Genomic DNA, 19,092 nt, shown 5'->3' with positions numbered 1-19,092 from the left:
ATGGCAACCGCTAGCCGAGACGGCAGACCGGGACAGGGAGACGGCGACCGCCGCTCCCGTTCGACCGCCAAGGGCAAGCCCGCCAAGGGCAAGAGCGCCCACGGCAAGAGCGCCGACGGACCGAAGTCCGGGCGCAAGGGCGCAGAAGGTAAGCGCACCACAGGTAAAAGCGCTGCCGGTAAGAGCGCCGGGGGCAAGGGCCGCCCGGGCCAGCAGGCCTCCAGCCGCAAGCCGCACCGCAAGGGTTCGCGCCCCGATGTGGCCTCTGGCCGCGTCCGCCTCAACAACGCCAAGCCGGCCCGCACCCAGGTCGCCGACGTGCAGGGCGAGGGTGCGGTGTACATCGAAGACGGCATGCGCCTGCAGAAGGTGCTCGCCGCCGCCGGCGTCGCCTCCCGTCGGGGCGCCGAGGAACTGATCGCGGCCGGCCGCGTCGAGGTCGACGGCGAGATCGTCGTCGAGCAGGGCCTGCGCATCAATCCGTCGAGCTCGATCATCAAGGTCGACGGCGCCCGCATCATCATCGACGAGACCAAGCAGTACCTGGCGCTCAACAAGCCCAAGGGCTGGCAGTCCACGATGAGCGACGAGCAGGGCCGGCCGTGCATCGGCGACCTGGTCGCCGAGCGCGTGATGGCTGGTCAGCGCCTGTTCCACGTCGGTCGTCTCGACGCCGACACCGAGGGCCTGATCCTGCTCAGCAACGACGGCGAGCTGGCACATCGCCTGATGCACCCGTCGTACGAGGTGCCCAAGACCTACCTGGCCACCGTGCGCGGCGAGGTGCCGCGCGGCCTCGGCCGCGTCCTGCGTAACGGCGTGGAGCTCGAGGACGGCCCGGCGTCGGTCGACGAGTTCTCCGTGCTCGAACTGCACGAGGGCCGCAGCCTGGTCCGCCTGGTGCTGCACGAGGGCCGCAAGCACATCGTGCGTCGCCTCCTCGCCGAGGTCGGCTTCCCGGTGGAGCGCCTGGTGCGCACCGACATCGGACCGATCGCGCTGGGCAACCAGCGTCCGGGCAGCATGCGTGCGCTCGACAGCAAGGAGATCGGCGCTCTGTACAAGGCGGTGGGGATGTGACCGGCACGGTGGACGTCGTCGCGATCGACGGCCCCGCGGGTACCGGAAAGTCCACTGTCGCAGGCCAATTGGCGCAGCGCGTGGGGGCGCACTACCTCGACACCGGTGCGATGTACCGGGCGGCGACGCTCGCGGTGCTGCGGGCCGGCATCGACCCCGCCGATGATGCGGCGACCGGCCCCGTGGTGGCCGCCGCCGACATCCGGGTCTCCGCCGGCGCCGACGGCGCCACTATCGCCACCCTCGACGGCGCCGACGTCTCCCGCGAGATTCGCACCGACGAGGTGACCGCCGCGGTGTCGCCGGTGTCGGCCAACCCGGTGGTGCGCGAGAAGTTGGTGGCGCTCCAGCGTGAGCACGCCGTCGACGACTTCCTGGTGGTGGAAGGCCGTGACATCGGCACCGTCGTCTTCCCGACGGCGGCGCTGAAGGTGTACCTGACCGCCACGCCGGAGGCGCGCTCCGAGCGCCGTCACCGGCAGAACCTGGCCGCCGGCCGGGCGAGCGACCTCGACGAGGTCCTCGCCAGCGTGAACCGGCGCGACCACCTGGATTCCACCCGCGCGGTGAGCCCCCTGCGGCCCGCCGACGACGCGGTGCACGTGGACACCAGTGACCTGACCCTGCAGCAAGTGCTCGACCGACTGACCGAACTCGTCGGCGAGCGGATCGGAGTGCGCGATGTCTGAGGATGATTTCGCCCCACAGGACTTCTCGGGAGCGGAGGCGGTGCCCGGCGACGGCACCTGGAGCGACGAGGCCGACTGGGACCTGTCGGACTTCGTCACCGACGGCGACGAGCAGCTGGCGGAGAAGCTGCCGGTCGTCGCGATCGTCGGACGACCGAACGTCGGCAAGTCGACGCTGGTCAACCGGTTCATCGGCCGCCGCGAGGCCGTGGTCGAGGACGTGCCCGGCGTGACGCGTGACCGCGTCTCGTACCCGGCCACCTGGACCGGCCGCCAGTTCATGGTCACCGACACCGGCGGCTGGGAGCCGGACGCCAAGGGCATGCAGGCGTCGATCAGCCTGCAGGCCGAACAGGCCATGCGGAGCGCCGACCTGATCGTGCTCGTGGTCGATGCGACTGTGGGCGCCACGGCGACCGACGAGGCGGTGGCGCGCACCCTGCGTCGTGCCAAGGTTCCGGTCCTGTTGGCCGCCAACAAGGTCGACAGCGAGCGCGCGGAGGCCGACGCGGCGACCCTGTGGTCGTTGGGCTTGGGGGAGCCGCACATGATCTCGGCCTCGCACGGCCGCGGCGCCGCCGACCTCCTCGACACGATCCTGGAGAACCTGCCGGAGACGCCGCGCGAGCGGTACGCCGCCGGCGGTCCGCGTCGTATCGCGTTGGTGGGCAAGCCGAACGTCGGCAAGAGCTCGCTGCTGAACCGGCTGGCCGGGGAGCAGCGCGTGGTGGTCGACGACGTCGCAGGCACCACCGTCGACCCCGTCGACGAAATCATCGAGCTCGACGGCAAGACGTGGCAGTTCGTCGACACCGCCGGACTGCGCCGCAAGGTGCACACCGCCACCGGCCACGAGTACTACGCGTCCCTGCGGACCCGTGGGGCCCTGGAATCGGCCGAGCTGGCGCTGCTGCTGATCGATGCGAGCCAAGAGATCACCGAGCAGGACCTGCGCGTGCTGTCGATGATCATCGACAGCGGCCGCGCGTTGGTCATCGTGTTCAACAAGTGGGACCTGGTCGACGAGGAGCGTCGCTACGACCTCGACAAGGAGATCGACCGCGAGCTGGCCCGCGTGCCGTGGGCCCGCCGCGTCAACATCTCCGCCGAGACCGGCCGCTCGGTGCAGAAGCTGGTGCCCGCGATGGAGGAGGCCCTCGAGTCGTGGGACCGCCGCGTCTCCACCGGCAAGCTGAACAACTGGCTCAAGGACGTCATCGCTGCCACGCCGCCGCCGGTGCGTGGTGGACGTCAGCCCCGCGTGATGTTCGCGACGCAGGCGGCCACCCGCCCGCCGACCTTCGTCATGTTCACCAACGGCTTCCTGGAGGCCGGCTACCGCCGGTTCCTGGAGCGTCGACTCCGCGAGGAGTTCGGCTTCGACGGCTCGCCGGTGCGCGTCAACGTGCGCGTCAAGGACAAGCGCGAACGCACCCGCAGCCGAAAGTAACTGCTGTGTAATACTTCCGGCATGCTGATCATCGGAATCATCCTCTGGGGAATGCTCATCGGCGCTGCGGCGCAATGGATCCTGGGGTCCAGCAAGGGCTCCGGCGTCAACTGGGGCATGGCCCTGGGCGCCGGTGTGCTCGGGTCCTTCGTCGGCGGCGCGCTCGGTAGCCTGATCGCCGGCGAGGGCTTCGCCTTCGAGCCCAGCGGCATCATCTGGTCGCTCGTCGGCGCGCTGATCGTCACGAGTATCTGGGTGTGGGTGGACCGCAAGAACGCGGATGCCTCGTAGGTCGCGGGTGCGTGAATCGCCTGGTGGTTTCGGGTGATTTCGCCGGTGCGAAGGCCGATTAGTGATCCGCGGGAGCGGTGCGCTAATGTAGTCCTCGCTCCGCTTGCGGGGTACGAAAATCCCGCAAGGGAAACGGGCTGTGGCGCAGCTTGGTAGCGCACTTGACTGGGGGTCAAGGGGTCGCAGGTTCAAATCCTGTCAGCCCGACCGTTTACGCAGATCAACCGCTCTCTCCGAATCTCGGAGGGAGCGGTTTTCTGCATCTCCCACCCCGTACCCACCGGAAACGTCGGACACCGTGCGTCGTCGCCCACCGATAGGCTGGTCCCCGTGCATGCTGAATACAAAGTCCCGGGCGGCAAGCTGGTAGTGGTCGACGTCGAGGCGGCCGACGATCGACTGACGAAGGTGGCGCTGTCGGGCGACTTCTTCCTCGAACCCGACGAGGCGCTCGAGACCATCACCGACGCGCTGATCGGTGCTCCGATCACCGCGAACGCGGCCGCGCTTGCCGAGCGGATCGCGCAGGCATTGCCCGAGCACGTCTCGATGGTCGGCTTCACGCCCGAGTCGGTCGGCATCGCGGTGCGGCGCGCACTCGGGCACGCATCGAGCTGGCATGACCACGTCTTCGACGTCATCGCGCCGATGGTGCTGGAACCGGCCATGCACGTCGCCCTCGACGAGGTGCTGCTGCGCGAAGTCGCCGCCGGCACGCGACCTCCGACGCTGCGGTTCTGGGACTGGGACTCGCCGCTGGTGGTCATCGGTTCGTTCCAGTCGGTGCGCAACGAGGTCGACGAGGACGCGGCGCAGCGGCACGGCATCGGCATCGTGCGGCGGATCTCCGGCGGCGGTGCGATGTTCATGGAGCCCGGTAACTGCATCACCTATTCGCTGGTCGTGCCCGGGTCCCTGGTGGACGGGCTCAGCTTCGAGCGCTCGTACGAATTCCTCGACCAGTGGGTGATGGGTGCGCTGGCCGATGTCGGGATCAAGGCCAGCTACGTGCCGATCAACGACATCGTCTCCGAGCAGGGCAAGATCGGCGGCGCGGCGCAGAAGCGGATCGTCGGCGGCGCCGTCCTGCACCACGTGACGATGTCGTACGACATCGACGCCGACAAGATGACCGAGGTGCTGCGGATCGGGCGCGAGAAGATCTCCGACAAGGGCATCACCAGCTCCGGTAAGCGGGTGGACCCGATGCGCTCGCAGACCGGCATGACGCGTGCCGACATCATCGACGCGTTTCTGGCGCACTTCCGCGCGCGGTACACCACACGGGAGGCGGGCTACACCGACGCGGAGATGTCGGCCGCGCGCGAGTTGGTGCGGGACAAGTTCAGTACGCCGGAGTGGACGTACCGCGTTCCGTGAGCGATGACGACCGCGGGGATCACGCAGGCGCGGTTCCTTCGGGATCGGGGGCGGGTTTCTTGTCGACGGAGTCGGCGATCAGGTAATTCATCCACCGCGTGGTCGGGTCGATGTCGATGAGCAGGCACTTGACGAGGATGGTGAGCGGGACCGCGAGGATCGCGCCGAGCGGACCGAGGATCCAGGCCCACACCACCAGCGACAGGAACGTCAGGGTGGTCGACAACCCGACCGCGTCGCCGATGAACTTGGGCTGGATGCCGGTCTGGATCACCATGTTGATCACGCTGTAGACGAGGATCACCAGGAGCATCTTCCCGGCGCCGCCGTCGAGCAGCGCGAGGAGAGCGGGCGGGATCACGCCGATCACGAACCCGATGTTCGGGATGTAGTTGGTGATGAACGACAGCAGACCCCACAGGAACGGCAACGGTATGCCCAGGGCCCAGAGCGCGCCGGCGTCGAGCACCGCGACGATCAGACCGAACACGGTGCTGACGACCAGGTAGGTGCGCGTGCCCGCGGCGAACTCGCCGAGGGCTTTCGAGACGTTGGGGCGAATGCGATCGAGGATGGCGATCCGGTCGCCGAAGCCGATCGCGTCCATCGCCATGAACAGCGCGACCGTGAGGACCAGGATCAGGCCGGAGGTCGCCGACATCAGCCCCGACAGCAGGCTCCCGGCCGTCGAGATCAGCTTGCCCGCGTCGACGTTCGCGAGCATGTCGTGGATGCTGCTCTCGTCGATGCCGCGGTCGCTCAGGAAGCTGCGTACATCGTCGACGATCCCGTCGAACTTGTCCGCGTACTGGGGCATCAGCGTGGCCAGCTGCGCGATGGAGAAGATCACCGACACGAACAGGAAGATGATGATCCCGTAGACCCCGAGCAGAATCGCCAGCGCGGCCAGCCAGGCGGGACAGCCGCGTTTTCGGAGCCAACGTCCCAGCGGATGCACGGCGATCGTGAGCATCAGCGCGAGCACCACGGGGCCGACGAGACCGGCGATCGACCGGAGCCCGGCGACGGCGACGACGATGCACGCGAGACTGATCAGGACGACCACGCCGCGAGGCAACACGGATGGCTGGCCGGCTTCGGAGGGGGAGTCCATGTAGGGAGTATCCGCCCCGCAGCAGGTGCGTTCGACGAAAACACGGGATTCGTGTTGCGCATCGACGCCCAGGCGTCTCGCCGACTCAGTACACGGCTGCGACGACGTCGGCAACCGCCGCGGCGGCCTTCAACCCCGACCCGGTGAGCAGCACGACCGTCGTCTCCGACGGCGTGATCGCGGTCGACGCCAGCAGCGACGAGTACGCGGCCGCGGTCGTCGCGCTGGTCGGCTCGACGAACAGCCCGCCTGCGCACAGGTCGTGCAGGGCGCGCGCGATATCGGCTTCGGGGACGGCGACGGAGCGGCCACCGCTGTCCCGGAGGGCATGGAGCATCTGGGGCAGTCGCAGGGGGCGGGCGATGGAGGTGCCCTCGGCGATCGTCGGGGACACCGGTCGCGCCACCGGCCCATCGGATCCCGCACTGAACGCGGCGTCGACCGGTGAACAGTTCAGCGGTTGCGCCGCGAACAGCCTGGGCGGTGTCGAGATCTGTCCGGCCGACGCGAGCTCACGGAACCCGAGCCAACAGCCCAGCAGGCTGCTGCCCGCCCCGACCGGAACGATCACGTTGTCAGGTGCGCGGAAGCCGAGATCTTCCCAGATCTCGTACGCCAACGTCTTGGTGCCCTGCAGAAAGAACGCCTGCCAGTTGTGACTCGCGTAGAAGGCGTCGCTCCCGGACCGGCTGCTCTCCGACCGGCGGATCGCCGCGTGCTGCGACTCCTCGCGCGGGCCCTCCACCAGCTCCACCGTCGCGCCGTACGCGCGGACCTGGTCGATCTTGCTCGGTGACGTGGACGACGGCGCGAAGATCGTGACGCCCATCCCGCCGGCCGCACCGTACCCGGCGACGGAGGCGCCGCCGTTGCCCGAACTGTCCTCGAGCACCGCTGTGACGCCCCGATCACGCAGGTACGACAGCATCACCGCCGTTCCCCGGTCCTTGAAGCTGCCGGTGGGATTGAGGAAGTCGAGTTTGAACAGCGGGCGACCGAGAGGAGAGCACCCCATGCGCGTTCGAGCAGCGGCGTCCGCCCTTCGCCGAGCGTGATCGGATGCCCGAACTCGACGGGCAACGCCGCGCGGTAGCGCCACAGCGACGCCGTCGACGCGTCGATGTCGTCGCGCCCCAGACCGCCGCCCGGTGCGATCCAGAGCGGTCGTCCTGCGTCCGACCGCCACCGCGGTGCGTCGATCGGGTACTCGGTGCCGTCGATCGGATCCACGTAGTGCGCCATGTCCGAAAAGGTAGTCGGCGCAACCGGGTTCAGCGCCGAGTCGGCGGTGTCGGCCCGCTCAGCGCAGTGGCACTGCGACGTCGGAGCCGCCCTCCTCGGTGAGCCGCTTGCCCACCTGAATCAGCTGGGGCTCGGGTGCGAAGCCGCCGGCGAACAGCGCCTGGCCCTGCGTGAATCCCATGGCGCGTTCGAGGAGGTCGGCGGGTGCGTAGCCGAACGCCAGGCCCAGCTCGGCGAGGTCGTGCGCCGAACTCATCCGCATCAGCGCGAGGTTGTCGCACTGCGACAGGGCGTTGGGGTGCACCTTCGACGGCCGCTGCGTCGACAACAGGGGTGAGTCCCCTGGAGTGGTGGGGTTTGGTGGCTCGCTGAGGGCGGTGGACACGCCGGAGAGCTTGGTGTCGCCGTTGGGGTGGGCCATCGCGTGATGATCAGTGAGTTACCTCACAAGTGACTCAACTGAAAGGCAATCACGCGATGACCCACGACCATTCTGCCCTGCTCGAGCAACTGACTGAACTCGGCACACTCCGATCCGATGAACTCGGTCTTGCCGGAGTGCTCCCGGAGATCCTGCGGGCCGGCTTGCAGGCCCTGATCGAGGCCGAGGCGACAGCGGCGATCGGCGCCGGCCGTTACGAGCGCTCGGCGGACCGAACGACGGTCCGCAACGGGCATCGACCCAAGACGATCTCAACGCCGGCCGGTGATGTGCGGGTGAAGATTCCCAAGCTGCGGGCTGGGTCGTTCTTCCCGGTCCTGCTGGAACGACGCCGCCGGATCGACAAGGCCCTCTACGCGGTGATCATGGAGGCCTACGTGCAGGGTATCTCGACCCGCAGTGTCGACGATCTGGTGCGGGCCATGGGCGTGGACTCCGGGGTCTCCAAGAGTGAGGTATCCCGGATCTGTGCAGGTCTCGACGCTGAGATCGCCGAGTTCCGGGAGCGTTCACTGACCCACACCGAGTTCCCGTATGTGTTCTGCGACGCCACGTTCTGCAAGGTCCGTGTCGGCGCGCACGTGGTCTCCCAGGCGCTGATAGTGGCTACCGGCGTGTCGATCACCGGCACCCGCGAGGTCCTGGGTACCGCTGTCGGGCAGAGCGAATCGTACGAGTTCTGGCGCGAGTTCCTGGCAAGCTTGAAGGCCCGTGGGCTGCACGGGGTGCATCTGGTCATCTCTGACGCCCATGCAGGATTGAAAACCGCTGTGGCACAACGGTTACGGGTGCCACGTGGCAACGGTGCCGCGTCCATTTCATGAGGAACCTGCACGGAGCGGTCGCGGCGAAACAGCAGCCCGTCGTTACCGCCGGAGTGCGGACTATCTTCGCTCACACCGAAGCGAAAGATGTTGCCGCGCAATGGGATCAAGTCGCCAACACCTTCGACGGGCCGTTCCCCAAGGCGGCAGCGATGATGCGGGACGCGAAAACCGACGTGCTGGCATTCTCAGCGTTCCCGAAGCCGCACTGGCAGAAAATCTGGTCGAACAACCCGATCGAGCGACTGAACAAGGAAATCAAACGACGCGCCGACGTCGTGGAGATCTTCCCGAACCCCGCCGCGTTCCTCCGACTCGCGACCGCCGTCGTGATCGACGCACACGACGAATGGCAAGTCACCCGCAGATACATGTCCGAGGTCTCCATGGACGAGCTACGCGAGGTCCTCGCCGAGAAGGACAAGGCCGCCGCACTCATGGACGCGCAAGCCCAAATCGCATAGCGTTCACAACGACTCGTTGATCAGAACGCGTGACTCTACGCCCGATCCGAAGTCCACCACCCCAAGGGGCACTATCGACAACAGCAGCCAGATCCCGTACTTGCGGCCTTCGGCGGCGATCTGGACGATCCGGTCGGTGAGCAGCTCTTCGAGCGGGGAGGAGGGCTCCGGTGAACACAGGTTGTGCGCCTCGTCGAGCACCACCAGGCGACCGACACGGTCGTGCCGGTTGTTCCACAGGTGCTCCAGGACGGCGAGCGCAGCCGTCTGCATCTGCTCCTTGACGTCGAACGAGCCGAGGTCGACGACCGTGGCGTCGGCCTGCGCGTCGACGACGGAGGTGACCGGTTCGTCGCCGTAGGCCCACATGTCCCACTCGGTCACGCCGAGGTTGTCGATCCGCAACGAGATGTCGTGCAAGTCGGGATCGCCGCTGCCACGCAGCCCGGCGATCAGCGCCTGCCCCTCCAAGTCGGTAACCCCGGAGCTCTCGGCGCGCAGCAGCGTGTTGTACTCCCGCTTGTCGAGGACCGGATCCAACTGCAGCAGTGCGGCGCGCGAGCGGACGTCGAGCCCGAGGAACTTGACCTTGAGCTGCTGACCCTGGCCCGCCGCCGAGTGCAGGACGCGGATGTTGCGTTGTGCGAGCTCGGCAGCCAGTTCCCGCGGGGCGTCCTCGCGGATCTCGCCGATGCGGACGAAGTCGGAGTTCGGGTCCAGGACCACGATCGGCAGTCGGGTGTGCAGCAGGACCTGCTCCAGCAGCACACCGAGCGAGTACGTCTTGCCCGATCCGCTCTGGCCGCACCAGAACGTGTGTCGATTGAGCCGCGCGGGATTGAGCGAGGCGGGGGTCGAGGAGTCGAGGAGCGTGCCGATCGGCAGGTCAGAAGCCATGCGGTGAATCCTATTTCGTCGTCGTGGGGGCCTCGATACGGCGGGCGCTCGGTGTGCTCGCGCTCACGCCCGCACGCCGCGCAGGCGGTGATACCGTGCGTGGATGCCGAGTACTCAGATCGAAGTCCGTCGCTCCCACGCGCCCGCGGTGGAGACCGCCATCATCGACGCCGTGCACGATTCGCTGGTGGCCGCCTTCGCAATTCCCGTGCAGGACAAGCACGTTCGGCTGGTGGCGCATGAACCGCACCGTTTCGCGGTGCCGCACACGCTGAGCAGCCCGGAGCACTACACCCTCGTCACCGTCGACTGCTTCGCGGGCCGATCCGTCGACGCCAAGCGGGCGCTGTACCGGGAGATCGTGGACCGCCTCGGCGCGCTCGGGATTCCGGGCGACCACATCACCATCGTGGTGCGCGACCTCGACACCGCCAGCTGGGGGATCAGCGGCGGTCAGGCGGCGTGCGACGTGGAGTTGGGCTTCGACATCAACGTCTGACGGCGAGGCATGCGACGCCAGACGGCTTCGCTGTCATATAGAGGGACACCGTGGTCATATTGACCACGGTGTCCCTCTATATGGCAGTGAGCGGGGTGATTCTCCGCGGGGTGCGGGTGCCGGTGTCGATTGTCGGGTTTCGCATCAACCCTCTGAAGATGCTGGTTGAGCCGATTCTCGAGTCGTATGCTCGATGGACTCCGGTGTCGGAGCGTGGAAACACGAACGATGGGAGTCGCTCATGGGATTTTTTGGGCTCTCCTGACACATGTGTGGGTGGGGTGAGCGCGTCTGAGTAGGCGCACGCCGTTGTCCTGCATAGGTTCTGAACTGTCGAGGAAACAGAAACCTGTGGTCAGGAGAACGGCGTGCGTGATGTCAGCTTATGGCGGAATCTGCTCGGAATCGAGAAGACCGTGCTGGAGCGGGTCGTATTCGACGAGGACGCGCAGGTGCTGGTGGCCCATGTGCGGCCCGTCGCGCGCCAACGTGGCCGGTGCGGGAGGTGCCAGCGGCGCAGTCCCCAATATGATGGCGGGCCGGGGCGGCGGCGCTGGCGGGCGCTGGACCTGGGCACGATTCGTGCCGAGCTCGAGGCCGATACGCCTCGGGTGCGGTGCCGCGAGCATGGGGTGGTGGTCGCCGCGGTGCCGTGGGCCCGCCATGACGCGGGCCACACCTATGCCTTCGACGATCAGGTCGCGTGGTTGGCGACCCCAGGCCTCGAAGTCCACAGTGACTGAGTTAATGCGCATCGCCTGGCGCACCGTCGGATCGATCATCGACCGCGTTTGGGAGGACATCGACGCCCAGCGCGACCGGTTCGATGGGCTGCGGCGTATCGGATCGACGAGATCAGCTACAAGAAGGGCCACAAGTACCTCATGGTCGTCGTCGATCACGACCGGCGTCGGCTGGTGTGGGCCGCTCCGGGGCGTACCAGCGCCACCGTGCATGAGTTCTTCGACCTGCTCGGTGAGCAGCGGTGCGCGCTGATCACCCACGTCAGCGCCGATGGGGCCGACTTCATCGACACCGTCGTGACTGATCGGTGTCCGGCCGCAGTGCGGGTGGCCGATCCGTTCCACATCGTCGCCTGGGCCACTGACGCCCTCGATGAGGTCCGCCGCCAGGGGTGGAACGATGCCCGTAAACAGGCCCGGGCCGAGCCGAAACGGGGCCGTGGACGCCCACGGTCCGACGCCCCACCTAGGCCGGCCAGCGACCGTGCCAAGGCACTCAAAGGCGCCCGGTACTCGCTGTGGAAGAACCCCGAGAACCGCACCGCCAATCAGCAGGCCAAGCTCGCCTGGATCGCCAGGACCGACCCGAGGCTGCATCGCGCCTACCTGCTCAAGGAAGGTCTGCGGGTGGTATTTGCGCTGCCCCATGACGCGGCCGCTGAAGCCCTGGACCGCTGGATCAGTTGGGCTCGTCGCTGCCGGATCCCCGCGTTCGTGAAACTCCAAAAACGCATCGCCAAACACCGCGACCGGATCCTCGCCGCGATCGAGCATCGACTATCCAACGGCCTGATCGAGTCGACCAACACCAAGATCCGACTGATCACCCGGATGGCCTACGGCTTCAAGTCCGCCGAAGCCCTCATCGCCATGGCCATGCTCAGTCTCGGCGGTCACCGGCCCGTGCTTCCAGGCCGCAAATGACCCACAGATCAGTCAGGAGAGCCATTTTTTGGCGACCTTTTCACGAGTGGTAGTGGGCCGGACATTCCAGTGACACTGACGGCGGGCGAACACGAACTTACGCGCGTGAAGGTGAGCGTGAAGGGTGAGTCCCCTGGAGTGGTGGGGTTTGGTGGCTCGCTGAGGGCGGTGGACACGCCGGAGAGCTTGGTGTCGCCGTTGGGGTGGGCCATCGCGTGATGATCAGTGAGTTACCTCACAAGTGACTCAACTGAAAGGCAATCACGCGATGACCCACGACCATTCTGCCCTGCTCGAGCAACTGACTGAACTCGGCACACTCCGATCCGATGAACTCGGTCTTGCCGGAGTGCTCCCGGAGATCCTGCGGGCCGGCTTGCAGGCCCTGATCGAGGCCGAGGCGACAGCGGCGATCGGTGCCGGCCGTTACGAGCGCTCGGCGGACCGAACGACGGTCCGAAACGGGCATCGACCCAAGACGATCTCGACGCCGGCCGGTGATGTGCGGGTGAAGATTCCCAAGCTGCGGGCTGGGTCGTTCTTCCCGGTCCTGCTGGAACGACGCCGCCGGATCGACAAGGCCCTCTACGCGGTGATCATGGAGGCCTACGTGCAGGGTATCTCGACCCGCAGTGTCGACGATCTGGTGCGGGCCATGGGCGTGGACTCCGGGGTCTCCAAGAGTGAGGTATCCCGGATCTGTGCAGGTCTCGACGCTGAGATCGCCGAGTTCCGGGAGCGTTCACTGACCCACACCGAGTTCCCGTATGTGTTCTGCGACGCCACGTTCTGCAAGGTCCGTGTCGGCGCGCACGTGGTCTCCCAGGCGCTGATAGTGGCTACCGGTGTGTCGATCACCGGCACCCGCGAGGTCCTGGGTACCGCTGTCGGGCAGAGCGAATCGTACGAGTTCTGGCGCGAGTTCCTGGCAAGCTTGAAGGCCCGTGGGCTGCACGGGGTGCATCTGGTCATCTCTGACGCCCATGCAGGATTGAAAACCGCTGTGGCACAACAGTTTACGGGTGCCACGTGGCAACGGTGCCGCGTCCATTTCATGAGGAACCTGCACGGAGCGGTCGCGGCGAAACAGCAGCCCGTCGTTACCGCCGGAGTGCGGACTATCTTCGCTCACACCGAAGCGAAAGATGTTGCCGCGCAATGGGATCAAGTCGCCAACACCTTCGACGGGCCGTTCCCCAAGGCGGCAGCGATGATGCGGGACGCGAAAACCGACGTGCTGGCATTCTCAGCGTTCCCGAAGCCGCACTGGCAGAAAATCTGGTCGAACAACCCGATCGAGCGACTGAACAAGGAAATCAAACGACGCGCCGACGTCGTGGAGATCTTCCCGAACCCCGCCGCGTTCCTCCGACTCGCGACCGCCGTCGTGATCGACGCACACGACGAATGGCAAGTCACCCGCAGATACATGTCCGAGGTCTCCATGGACGAGCTACGCGAGGTCCTCGCCGAGAAGGACAAGGCCGCCGCACTCATGGACGCGCAAGCCCAAATCGCATAGCGTTCACAACGACTCGTTGATCAGAACGCGTGACTCTACGCCCGATCCGAAGTCCACCACCCCAAGGGGCACTATCAGCGTGAATCCTGGAACTGCGGTGTCCATCGGCGGTGACCTGGTAATTACGGATCGGCGGATGCTATTCGCGCCGATCGACGTCCGGAAGGCTGCCGAACTGTTGCGGCGGCTGACTCCGACCTGACTCGTGCCACATTTTGGTGACTTGGCTCGGCGGGTCGTTGCGACCTGGGGTTTTGGCCGCTGGTAGTGCCCGTTTAGGGCACTAAACTGGGTGTCTACGATCGATCGTGTGGGGTTGTTCGTCCGGAAGGTGCGGACCGCGTCGGGTGCGACAGCGGTACAGATCGTGTCGAAGGAACGTGGTGTGCGCCGGATCGTCGAACACATCGGATCGGCGCATTCACCCGAAGAACTCGCGGTGCTGCTCGAGGTCGCCGATACGAAGCTCCATGCAGGTCAGCTCGCTTTCGACTTGTCGGCGTTGGCGCCGGCGAAGGTCTCGGCGGTCCCCGAGGTGGCCGGGTCGCAATCGCGCGTGTTGTGGGAAGTCCTCGAACAGGGCTACCGCGATCTCGGGTTCGACAAGATCGGCACTGACGCGTTCAAACAGTTGGTGCTGGCCAGGATCGTCGAACCGACGAGCAAGGCCGACACGATCCGAGTGCTGGCCGAACTCGGAGTGCCTTCACCATCGCTGCGCACGATCTGGCGCACCCTCACACGCAGTGTCAGCGAGGACTGGCGGACACAGCTCGCTTCGGCGGCGTTGGGGCATGTCACCGCGGGCGGGGCCCTGTCTGTCGTGATGTACGACGTGACGACCCTGTACTTCGAAGCCGAGAACGAAGACACCTTCCGGAAAGTCGGGATGAGCAAGGAACGGCGGGTCGACCCCCAGATCCTCGTCGGGATGCTCGTCGACCCGACCGGGTTTCCCCTCGAAGTGCACTCCTTCGCCGGCAACCGGGCAGAGACCAGCACCCTGCTGCCCGTGCTCACCCGGTTCCGCGAACGCCACCACGGCGCTGACGTCGTCGTCGTCGCTGACGCCGGAATGCTGTCGGCCGCTAATCTCAACGCCCTGCAGGAGGCAGGTTTCGATTTCATCGTCGGGTCCCGCACCGGCTCGGCGCCACGTGACCTGGCCGAACACTACGAACGCCGCGGCACCTACCTTCGCGACGGCCAAACCATCGAGACCAAGCGGACCATGGGGACCGGCGCGCACGCTCGCACACGGCGGGTGGTCTGGCACTACTCACGCAAACGCGAGCGCCGCGACAACATCACCTTGAACAAGCAGATCGAACGAGCCCAGGACATCGCCGACGGACGGCGCCGGCCGAAGAAGGACCGATTCGTGGCCCTCGGGAACCAGCCCGGCGTGAACTGGGACGCGGTCGACAAGGCCCGCTCCTACCTCGGCCTCAAAGGCTATGTCACCAGCCTCCCAAAGACACGCTCTCCGGCGAACAAGTCGTCGCGGCCTACCACGACCTCTTCCGAGTCGAGGAATCATTCCGCATGGCCAAAAGCGACCTACGGGCCCGGCCGATGTTCCACCACCAGCGTGACTCCATCGAAGCGCACCTCACCATCGTGTTCGCCGCACTCGCCGTCACCCGCCACCTCACCGACACCACCGGCTACTCCATCAAACGCATCATCACCACACTGCGCCCAGTCCGCGACGTCATGATCCGGGTACGCGGACAACACGTCATGGCCGAAACACCACTCGACGGAACCGCCGCCGACATCATCGCGAAACTCCACGCCTCAACGGGGCACTAAAGTGGCACGACTCGGGTCCGATATTGGGGATGCCTAGTCTGATTTCAAGGCTCATAGACGGTGGAGTGGCGCTGATAGGAGATCAGCGCGATGTCGTTGCTGATCGTGCAACTGCGATTTCGGTGGCAGCTGGACGTCCCGCATCGTTGTTGGTGCCGCCTACTCTGGTACTCACAGTTGCCGAAGAATCTGTTGAGATCGGCGTACTGGCCGGCCGCTGTTCGCCAAATCTGTCGGCCAAGAACACCGTTGAACGCGACCGGTTGGTTGGGTCGATATCGGAATGGTCTTCATTGCGCGGATAGCTACCGTCCTCGAGCTCGTAGGAACTGGAGTGAAGTCGCTGATCTGTTCGCGGCAGGCGAGGTGCGATGCCAAACGGCCGGATGATGATTTCAGCGGGACCGCGGGTCATCTCTGCCCCTGATGTCAGGGCAGGGGGAGGGTGCGGCCGGCGACTACCAGGACGACCTGCTCGGACTCCACCGACAGCCGGGTGTTGAGTCGTCCGAGTTCGTCGCGGAACACGCGGCCCGCGGCGGTCGCGGGCACCACGCCGGACCCGACCTCGTTGCTGACGGCCACGACTCGGTGCGGGCAGCGGCGCCAGGCAGCGATCAGTCCGTCGACTTCACGGTTTAGCTCGGCCATGGCGTGGGTCAGCGGAGCGCGGTCGCCGTCGTCGGCCCGTTCGAGGGCGGTCCACAGCTCGTGGCGGTCCATCATCCCGGTGAGCCAGGTGCCGAGGCAGTCGATCAGGACCGGTCCGGCGGCGTCGTCCAGCACGGCGGCGAGGTCGAGCGTTTCAGCGGTCCGCCAACTCGCGGGACGACGCGCCCGGTGCAGTGCGACCCGCTCGGCCCATTCGGCGTCGCCGTCGCGGGTGCCTCCGGTCGCGACGTAGAGGACCGAATCCTGGTCGGCGAGAAGGGTTTCGGCGTGCACCGACTTGCCGGACCGGACCGCGCCGAGCACCAGTGTTCGCCCCGTCGGCGTCGACGTCGCGGTCGCGGCCTCGTCCGGCAGGGGGAGGCGCATGCCGTCGACTCCGATCTCGGCGCCCCACTCGGCGAGGACCTCGGCCAACTGCGCGGGCGGGGGATTGTGGTGGCTCAGATGCACGGCGATGACGCGGGTGCCGGTGGTGACGGCACCGGCGCTGCGCAGGGCGGCCAGGGTGCGGGGGAACGAGTCGAGGTCGTGATGATCGGCGCCGTGCTCGATGAATCGCCCGAACGTCTCTTCCAGCAGAAGGAAATCCAGCTCGGTGCCGGTGAGGGCGTCCAATGCCGCGGCGGGCAGCGGCCCGGTGTCGGCGGCCCACAGCAGACGGGCCGCGCGATCGCCGTGTTCGTCGAGGGCGGTGACGTCGTACAGGACGGCGGGTTCGCCGAGGGTCGAGGTGTGCGCGGCGGTCAGGACCCGGACCCGGTAGTCGCCGTCGTTCCCGGTCAACGTCACCTCGTCGCCGGCTGCGACCGATCGCAGTCGCACCGGGTCGGTGTCGGCGATCCAGTCGCGGCACGCGGCCAGCGCGGCGGGCGGGCCGATCACGTCGAGCGGGGTGCGGGCGCCCGCCCACGACCGGATCAACAGTGCTTGCCCGGCGAGATGGTCGAAGTGGTCGTGGGTCAGCAGCAGGTAGCGCACCCCGGCCAGGTCGACCCCGGCGTGGGTGGCCGCGGCGAGCACGTCGGGCCCGCAGTCGATCAGCACCGTGCCGTCGATCAGGGCGGAACTGTGGCCGCGTCGTTCGCCGGAGTCGCGGGCCGCGGTGCACGACGCGCACCGGCAGAACGGGTTGGGCCAGCCGTCGGCCGCGCCGCTGCCCAGCAGCACCACCTCGGTCACGACGACACCTCGGTGCCCGGCGGCGTCGCCGGCTCGGCTTCCTCGGCCTCCTCGGCCCGGTCGGACGCCGGTCGCTCGGTGCGCAGCGGCAGCACCACCGGCACGCCGTCGTGCAGGACGACGTCGACGCGCGCGCCGTACACCTCGCCGATCAATTCCGGATTGAGAACCTCGGTCGGCGAACCGTCGGCGAGTGCGCGACCGTCGCTCAAGAGGATCATGCGCTCGCCGTAGACGGCGGCCAGGGAGAGGTCGTGCATGGCGGCCACGACGGTGATGCCGTCGTCGCGGCGCATGTGTTCCACGAGGTCGAGCACCTGTTGCTGACGGCCGATGTCCAGCGCGCTGGTCGGCTCGTCGAGCAACAGCACCTTCGGTTGCTGCGCCAGCGCTCGGCCCAGGACTGCGCGCTGGAGCTCGCCGCCGGAGAGGGTGCTCGCGACGCGGTCGGCCAGTGGCCCGAGCCCGAGGCGGTCGACCACGTCGGCGACCACCTTCCGGTCCCGCGGTCCCTCGACATCGAAACGGGGAACGTGCGGGGTGCGCCCGAGGGCGATGAGTTCGCGGACCGTCACGCCGTCGGGCACGACGGGACGTTGCGGCATGATCGCGATCATCCGGGCGATCTCGCGCCGTTTGCTGCGGCCGATCCGCCGACCGGCGACGGTCACCTCGCCTTCGACGGAGGTGCCCGCGGGCAGCAAGCCGGCCAGTGCGTGCAGCAGCGTCGTCTTGCCGGCGCCGTTGGGGCCGATCATCGAGACCCATTCACCTTGCGTCACCGTCAGATCCACGGCGTCGACCACGGTGCGGCCGCTGCGCACCACGGTCAGCCCGCGGCAGGTCACCACGTCGGGGGCGCTCATCGGGCCACCCGCCCGCGGCGTAGGACCAGGAGGAAGAACGGCGCACCGATCGCGGCGGTCACCACCCCGATGGGTAGTTCGGCCGGCGCGATCACCGTGCGCGCCAGCAGGTCCGCGCAGACCAGGAACACGGCACCGACGAGCACGGACAGCGGCAGCAGCAGCCGGTGCCCGGGCCCGACCAGCATGCGCACCGCATGCGGAACGACGATGCCGACGAACCCGATCAGTCCCGACACGGACACCACGGCGGCGGTGCCGAGCGTGGCCACTGCGATCAGCAGCAGCCGCACCCGGACCGGTTCCACGCCGAGGCTGGCGGCCTCGGTGTCGCCGACGAGCATCACGTCGAGGGTTCGGCGGAAAGCCATCACCACGGCGATGGTCACCAGCACGTAGGGGACGACCACCTGGATCTGGTTCCAGCCGTCGGTGGCCAGCCGACCGAGCAGCCAGGAGTACACCTGACGCAGGGTCTCGCTGTGGCGCTGCATGAGATAGGTCTGACCGGCGTTGGCGAACGCCGCCACGGCGACGCCGGCGAGGATGATGACGGTCTCGCTGCGCCCGCCGCCTACGGTGCGGCCGAGCAGGAGCGTGGCCGTGACAGCGGCCGCGCCGCCGATGAACGCAGCGGTGGGCACCGCCGCCGAACTCATCGACAGCCCGGCCACGATCGCCGCGGTGGCGCCGAGACCGGCGCCGGACGACACGCCCAGCAGATACGGGTCGGCCAGCGGGTTGCGGAATACGCCCTGATAGGCGGCGCCGGCGATGGCCAGCGTCGCACCGACCAGTGCGCCCAGCACCACGCGCGGCATGCGGATCTGCCACAGGATGGCGTGCTGTTGGTCGGTGAGGCCGCTGTCGACGTCGATGCCGGGCAGCGCATCCACCAGGGAGAGCACCACGCCGCGTGCCGACAGGCCGGCGGGGCCGACGAGAATCGCCCCGAGCATCACGGCGGCCAGCAGCACCGTCGCGCCGATGATGATCGCC

At 67.4% G+C, this 19,092-nt stretch carries 14 protein-coding genes, 1 tRNA gene and 4 pseudogenes; 11 read left to right on the top strand and 8 right to left on the bottom strand.

Translation table 11 applies throughout. The features are described from left to right. From MUG78_RS15530 to lplAB, 6 genes are all read left to right on the top strand, one after another. Entirely contained in the window at nucleotides 1–1,080 is a 1,080-nt protein-coding gene (locus MUG78_RS15530; protein WP_246996317.1) for a pseudouridine synthase, read from the top strand. Next, nucleotides 1,077–1,769, top strand: coding sequence for a (d)CMP kinase (cmk, locus tag MUG78_RS15525; protein ID WP_246996316.1), 693 nt, complete (start codon nucleotides 1,077–1,079; stop codon nucleotides 1,767–1,769). Before MUG78_RS15530 ends, cmk begins: the two co-directional genes overlap by 4 nt. Further along, entirely contained in the window at nucleotides 1,762–3,219 is a 1,458-nt protein-coding gene (gene der, locus MUG78_RS15520; RefSeq protein WP_246996313.1) for a ribosome biogenesis GTPase Der, read from the top strand. The genes cmk and der overlap by 8 nt, the downstream gene beginning before the upstream one ends. A 21-nt stretch (nucleotides 3,220–3,240) precedes the next feature. Next, nucleotides 3,241–3,510, top strand: coding sequence for a GlsB/YeaQ/YmgE family stress response membrane protein (locus MUG78_RS15515; RefSeq protein WP_246996311.1), 270 nt, complete (start codon nucleotides 3,241–3,243; stop codon nucleotides 3,508–3,510). A 133-nt stretch (nucleotides 3,511–3,643) separates the two neighbouring features. Continuing rightward, a tRNA-Pro gene (locus MUG78_RS15510) sits at nucleotides 3,644–3,717 on the top strand. 123 nt (nucleotides 3,718–3,840) lie between these two features. Next, nucleotides 3,841–4,890 (top strand): lipoate-protein ligase LplAB, encoded by a 1,050-nt coding sequence (gene lplAB / locus MUG78_RS15505; RefSeq protein ID WP_246996309.1) that lies wholly within the window; start codon nucleotides 3,841–3,843, stop codon nucleotides 4,888–4,890. Between the two features lie 19 nt (nucleotides 4,891–4,909). Here lplAB and MUG78_RS15500 read toward each other — a convergent pair whose 3' ends face one another. From MUG78_RS15500 to MUG78_RS15485, 4 genes and pseudogenes are all read right to left on the bottom strand, one after another. Next, entirely contained in the window at nucleotides 4,910–6,004 is a 1,095-nt protein-coding gene (locus tag MUG78_RS15500) for an AI-2E family transporter (RefSeq protein WP_246996307.1), read from the bottom strand. A gap of 85 nt (nucleotides 6,005–6,089) precedes the next feature. Beyond that, entirely contained in the window at nucleotides 6,090–7,019 is a 930-nt protein-coding gene (locus MUG78_RS15495; RefSeq protein ID WP_246996305.1) for a pyridoxal-phosphate dependent enzyme, read from the bottom strand. After that, on the bottom strand, nucleotides 6,932–7,246 hold the full coding sequence (locus tag MUG78_RS15490) for a hypothetical protein (protein WP_246996303.1): 315 nt from the start codon (nucleotides 7,244–7,246) through the stop codon (nucleotides 6,932–6,934). The genes MUG78_RS15495 and MUG78_RS15490 overlap by 88 nt, the downstream gene beginning before the upstream one ends. Before the next feature lie 58 nt (nucleotides 7,247–7,304). Continuing rightward, nucleotides 7,305–7,577: pseudogene (locus MUG78_RS15485) on the bottom strand (ATP-binding protein); the annotation flags it as partial. A gap of 146 nt (nucleotides 7,578–7,723) precedes the next feature. Between MUG78_RS15485 and MUG78_RS15480 the strand changes: the two are divergent. Continuing rightward, nucleotides 7,724–8,976, top strand: a pseudogene (locus MUG78_RS15480) (IS256 family transposase). A gap of 3 nt (nucleotides 8,977–8,979) precedes the next feature. Here the strand turns inward: MUG78_RS15480 and MUG78_RS15475 are convergent. Beyond that, entirely contained in the window at nucleotides 8,980–9,873 is an 894-nt protein-coding gene (locus MUG78_RS15475; RefSeq protein ID WP_246996301.1) for an ATP-binding protein, read from the bottom strand. Between the two features lie 103 nt (nucleotides 9,874–9,976). Between MUG78_RS15475 and MUG78_RS15470 the strand changes: the two genes are divergently transcribed. From MUG78_RS15470 to MUG78_RS15455, 4 genes and pseudogenes are all read left to right on the top strand, one after another. After that, nucleotides 9,977–10,372 carry a tautomerase family protein gene (locus MUG78_RS15470; RefSeq protein ID WP_246996299.1) on the top strand — a complete coding sequence of 132 codons (396 nt, stop codon included), beginning with the start codon at nucleotides 9,977–9,979 and terminating at the stop codon, nucleotides 10,370–10,372. A gap of 368 nt (nucleotides 10,373–10,740) precedes the next feature. Next, nucleotides 10,741–12,039 (top strand): annotated as a pseudogene (locus MUG78_RS15465) (ISL3 family transposase). A 268-nt stretch (nucleotides 12,040–12,307) separates the two neighbouring features. Then, on the top strand, nucleotides 12,308–13,561 hold the full coding sequence (locus MUG78_RS15460; protein ID WP_246996919.1) for an IS256 family transposase: 1,254 nt from the start codon (nucleotides 12,308–12,310) through the stop codon (nucleotides 13,559–13,561). A gap of 310 nt (nucleotides 13,562–13,871) precedes the next feature. Next, nucleotides 13,872–15,376: pseudogene (locus MUG78_RS15455) on the top strand (IS1634 family transposase). Between the two features lie 429 nt (nucleotides 15,377–15,805). Here the strand turns inward: MUG78_RS15455 and MUG78_RS15450 are convergent. The 3 genes from MUG78_RS15450 to MUG78_RS15440 are packed head-to-tail and all read right to left on the bottom strand — an operon-like array spanning nucleotide 15,806 to nucleotide 19,052. Then, a complete protein-coding gene (locus tag MUG78_RS15450; protein WP_246996295.1) occupies nucleotides 15,806–17,227 on the bottom strand; it encodes a bifunctional adenosylcobinamide kinase/adenosylcobinamide-phosphate guanylyltransferase in 1,422 nt (473 codons plus the stop codon). Beyond that, nucleotides 17,224–18,093: an ABC transporter ATP-binding protein gene (locus MUG78_RS15445; RefSeq protein ID WP_246996293.1), complete on the bottom strand. Its 870-nt coding sequence runs from the start codon at nucleotides 18,091–18,093 to the stop codon at nucleotides 17,224–17,226. Before MUG78_RS15445 ends, MUG78_RS15450 begins: the two co-directional genes overlap by 4 nt. Continuing rightward, a complete protein-coding gene (locus tag MUG78_RS15440) occupies nucleotides 18,090–19,052 on the bottom strand; it encodes a FecCD family ABC transporter permease (RefSeq protein ID WP_246997097.1) in 963 nt (320 codons plus the stop codon). The genes MUG78_RS15445 and MUG78_RS15440 overlap by 4 nt, the downstream gene beginning before the upstream one ends. Nucleotides 19,053–19,092: the final 40 nt, after the last annotated feature.

The organism is Gordonia alkaliphila (assembly GCF_023017165.1).
In the GTDB taxonomy this organism is placed as follows: Bacteria; Actinomycetota; Actinomycetes; order Mycobacteriales; family Mycobacteriaceae; genus Gordonia; species Gordonia alkaliphila.
This window is presented reverse-complemented; position numbering and strand designations above follow the sequence as displayed.

Coding starts and splice junctions, on each gene's coding strand:
- MUG78_RS15530 (WP_246996317.1), top strand. CDS start 1: ATGGCAACCGCTAGCCGAGACGGCAGACCGGGACAGGGAGACGGCGAC.
- der (WP_246996313.1), top strand. CDS start 1,762: ATGTCTGAGGATGATTTCGCCCCACAGGACTTCTCGGGAGCGGAGGCG.
- MUG78_RS15515 (WP_246996311.1), top strand. CDS start 3,241: ATGCTGATCATCGGAATCATCCTCTGGGGAATGCTCATCGGCGCTGCG.
- MUG78_RS15500 (WP_246996307.1), bottom strand. CDS start 6,004: ATGGACTCCCCCTCCGAAGCCGGCCAGCCATCCGTGTTGCCTCGCGGC.
- MUG78_RS15495 (WP_246996305.1), bottom strand. CDS start 7,019: ATGGGGTGCTCTCCTCTCGGTCGCCCGCTGTTCAAACTCGACTTCCTC.
- MUG78_RS15490 (WP_246996303.1), bottom strand. CDS start 7,246: ATGGCGCACTACGTGGATCCGATCGACGGCACCGAGTACCCGATCGAC.
- MUG78_RS15475 (WP_246996301.1), bottom strand. CDS start 9,873: ATGGCTTCTGACCTGCCGATCGGCACGCTCCTCGACTCCTCGACCCCC.
- MUG78_RS15470 (WP_246996299.1), top strand. CDS start 9,977: ATGCCGAGTACTCAGATCGAAGTCCGTCGCTCCCACGCGCCCGCGGTG.
- MUG78_RS15460 (WP_246996919.1), top strand. CDS start 12,308: ATGACCCACGACCATTCTGCCCTGCTCGAGCAACTGACTGAACTCGGC.
- MUG78_RS15445 (WP_246996293.1), bottom strand. CDS start 18,093: ATGAGCGCCCCCGACGTGGTGACCTGCCGCGGGCTGACCGTGGTGCGC.
- MUG78_RS15440 (WP_246997097.1), bottom strand. CDS start 19,052: ATGCTCGGGGCGATTCTCGTCGGCCCCGCCGGCCTGTCGGCACGCGGC.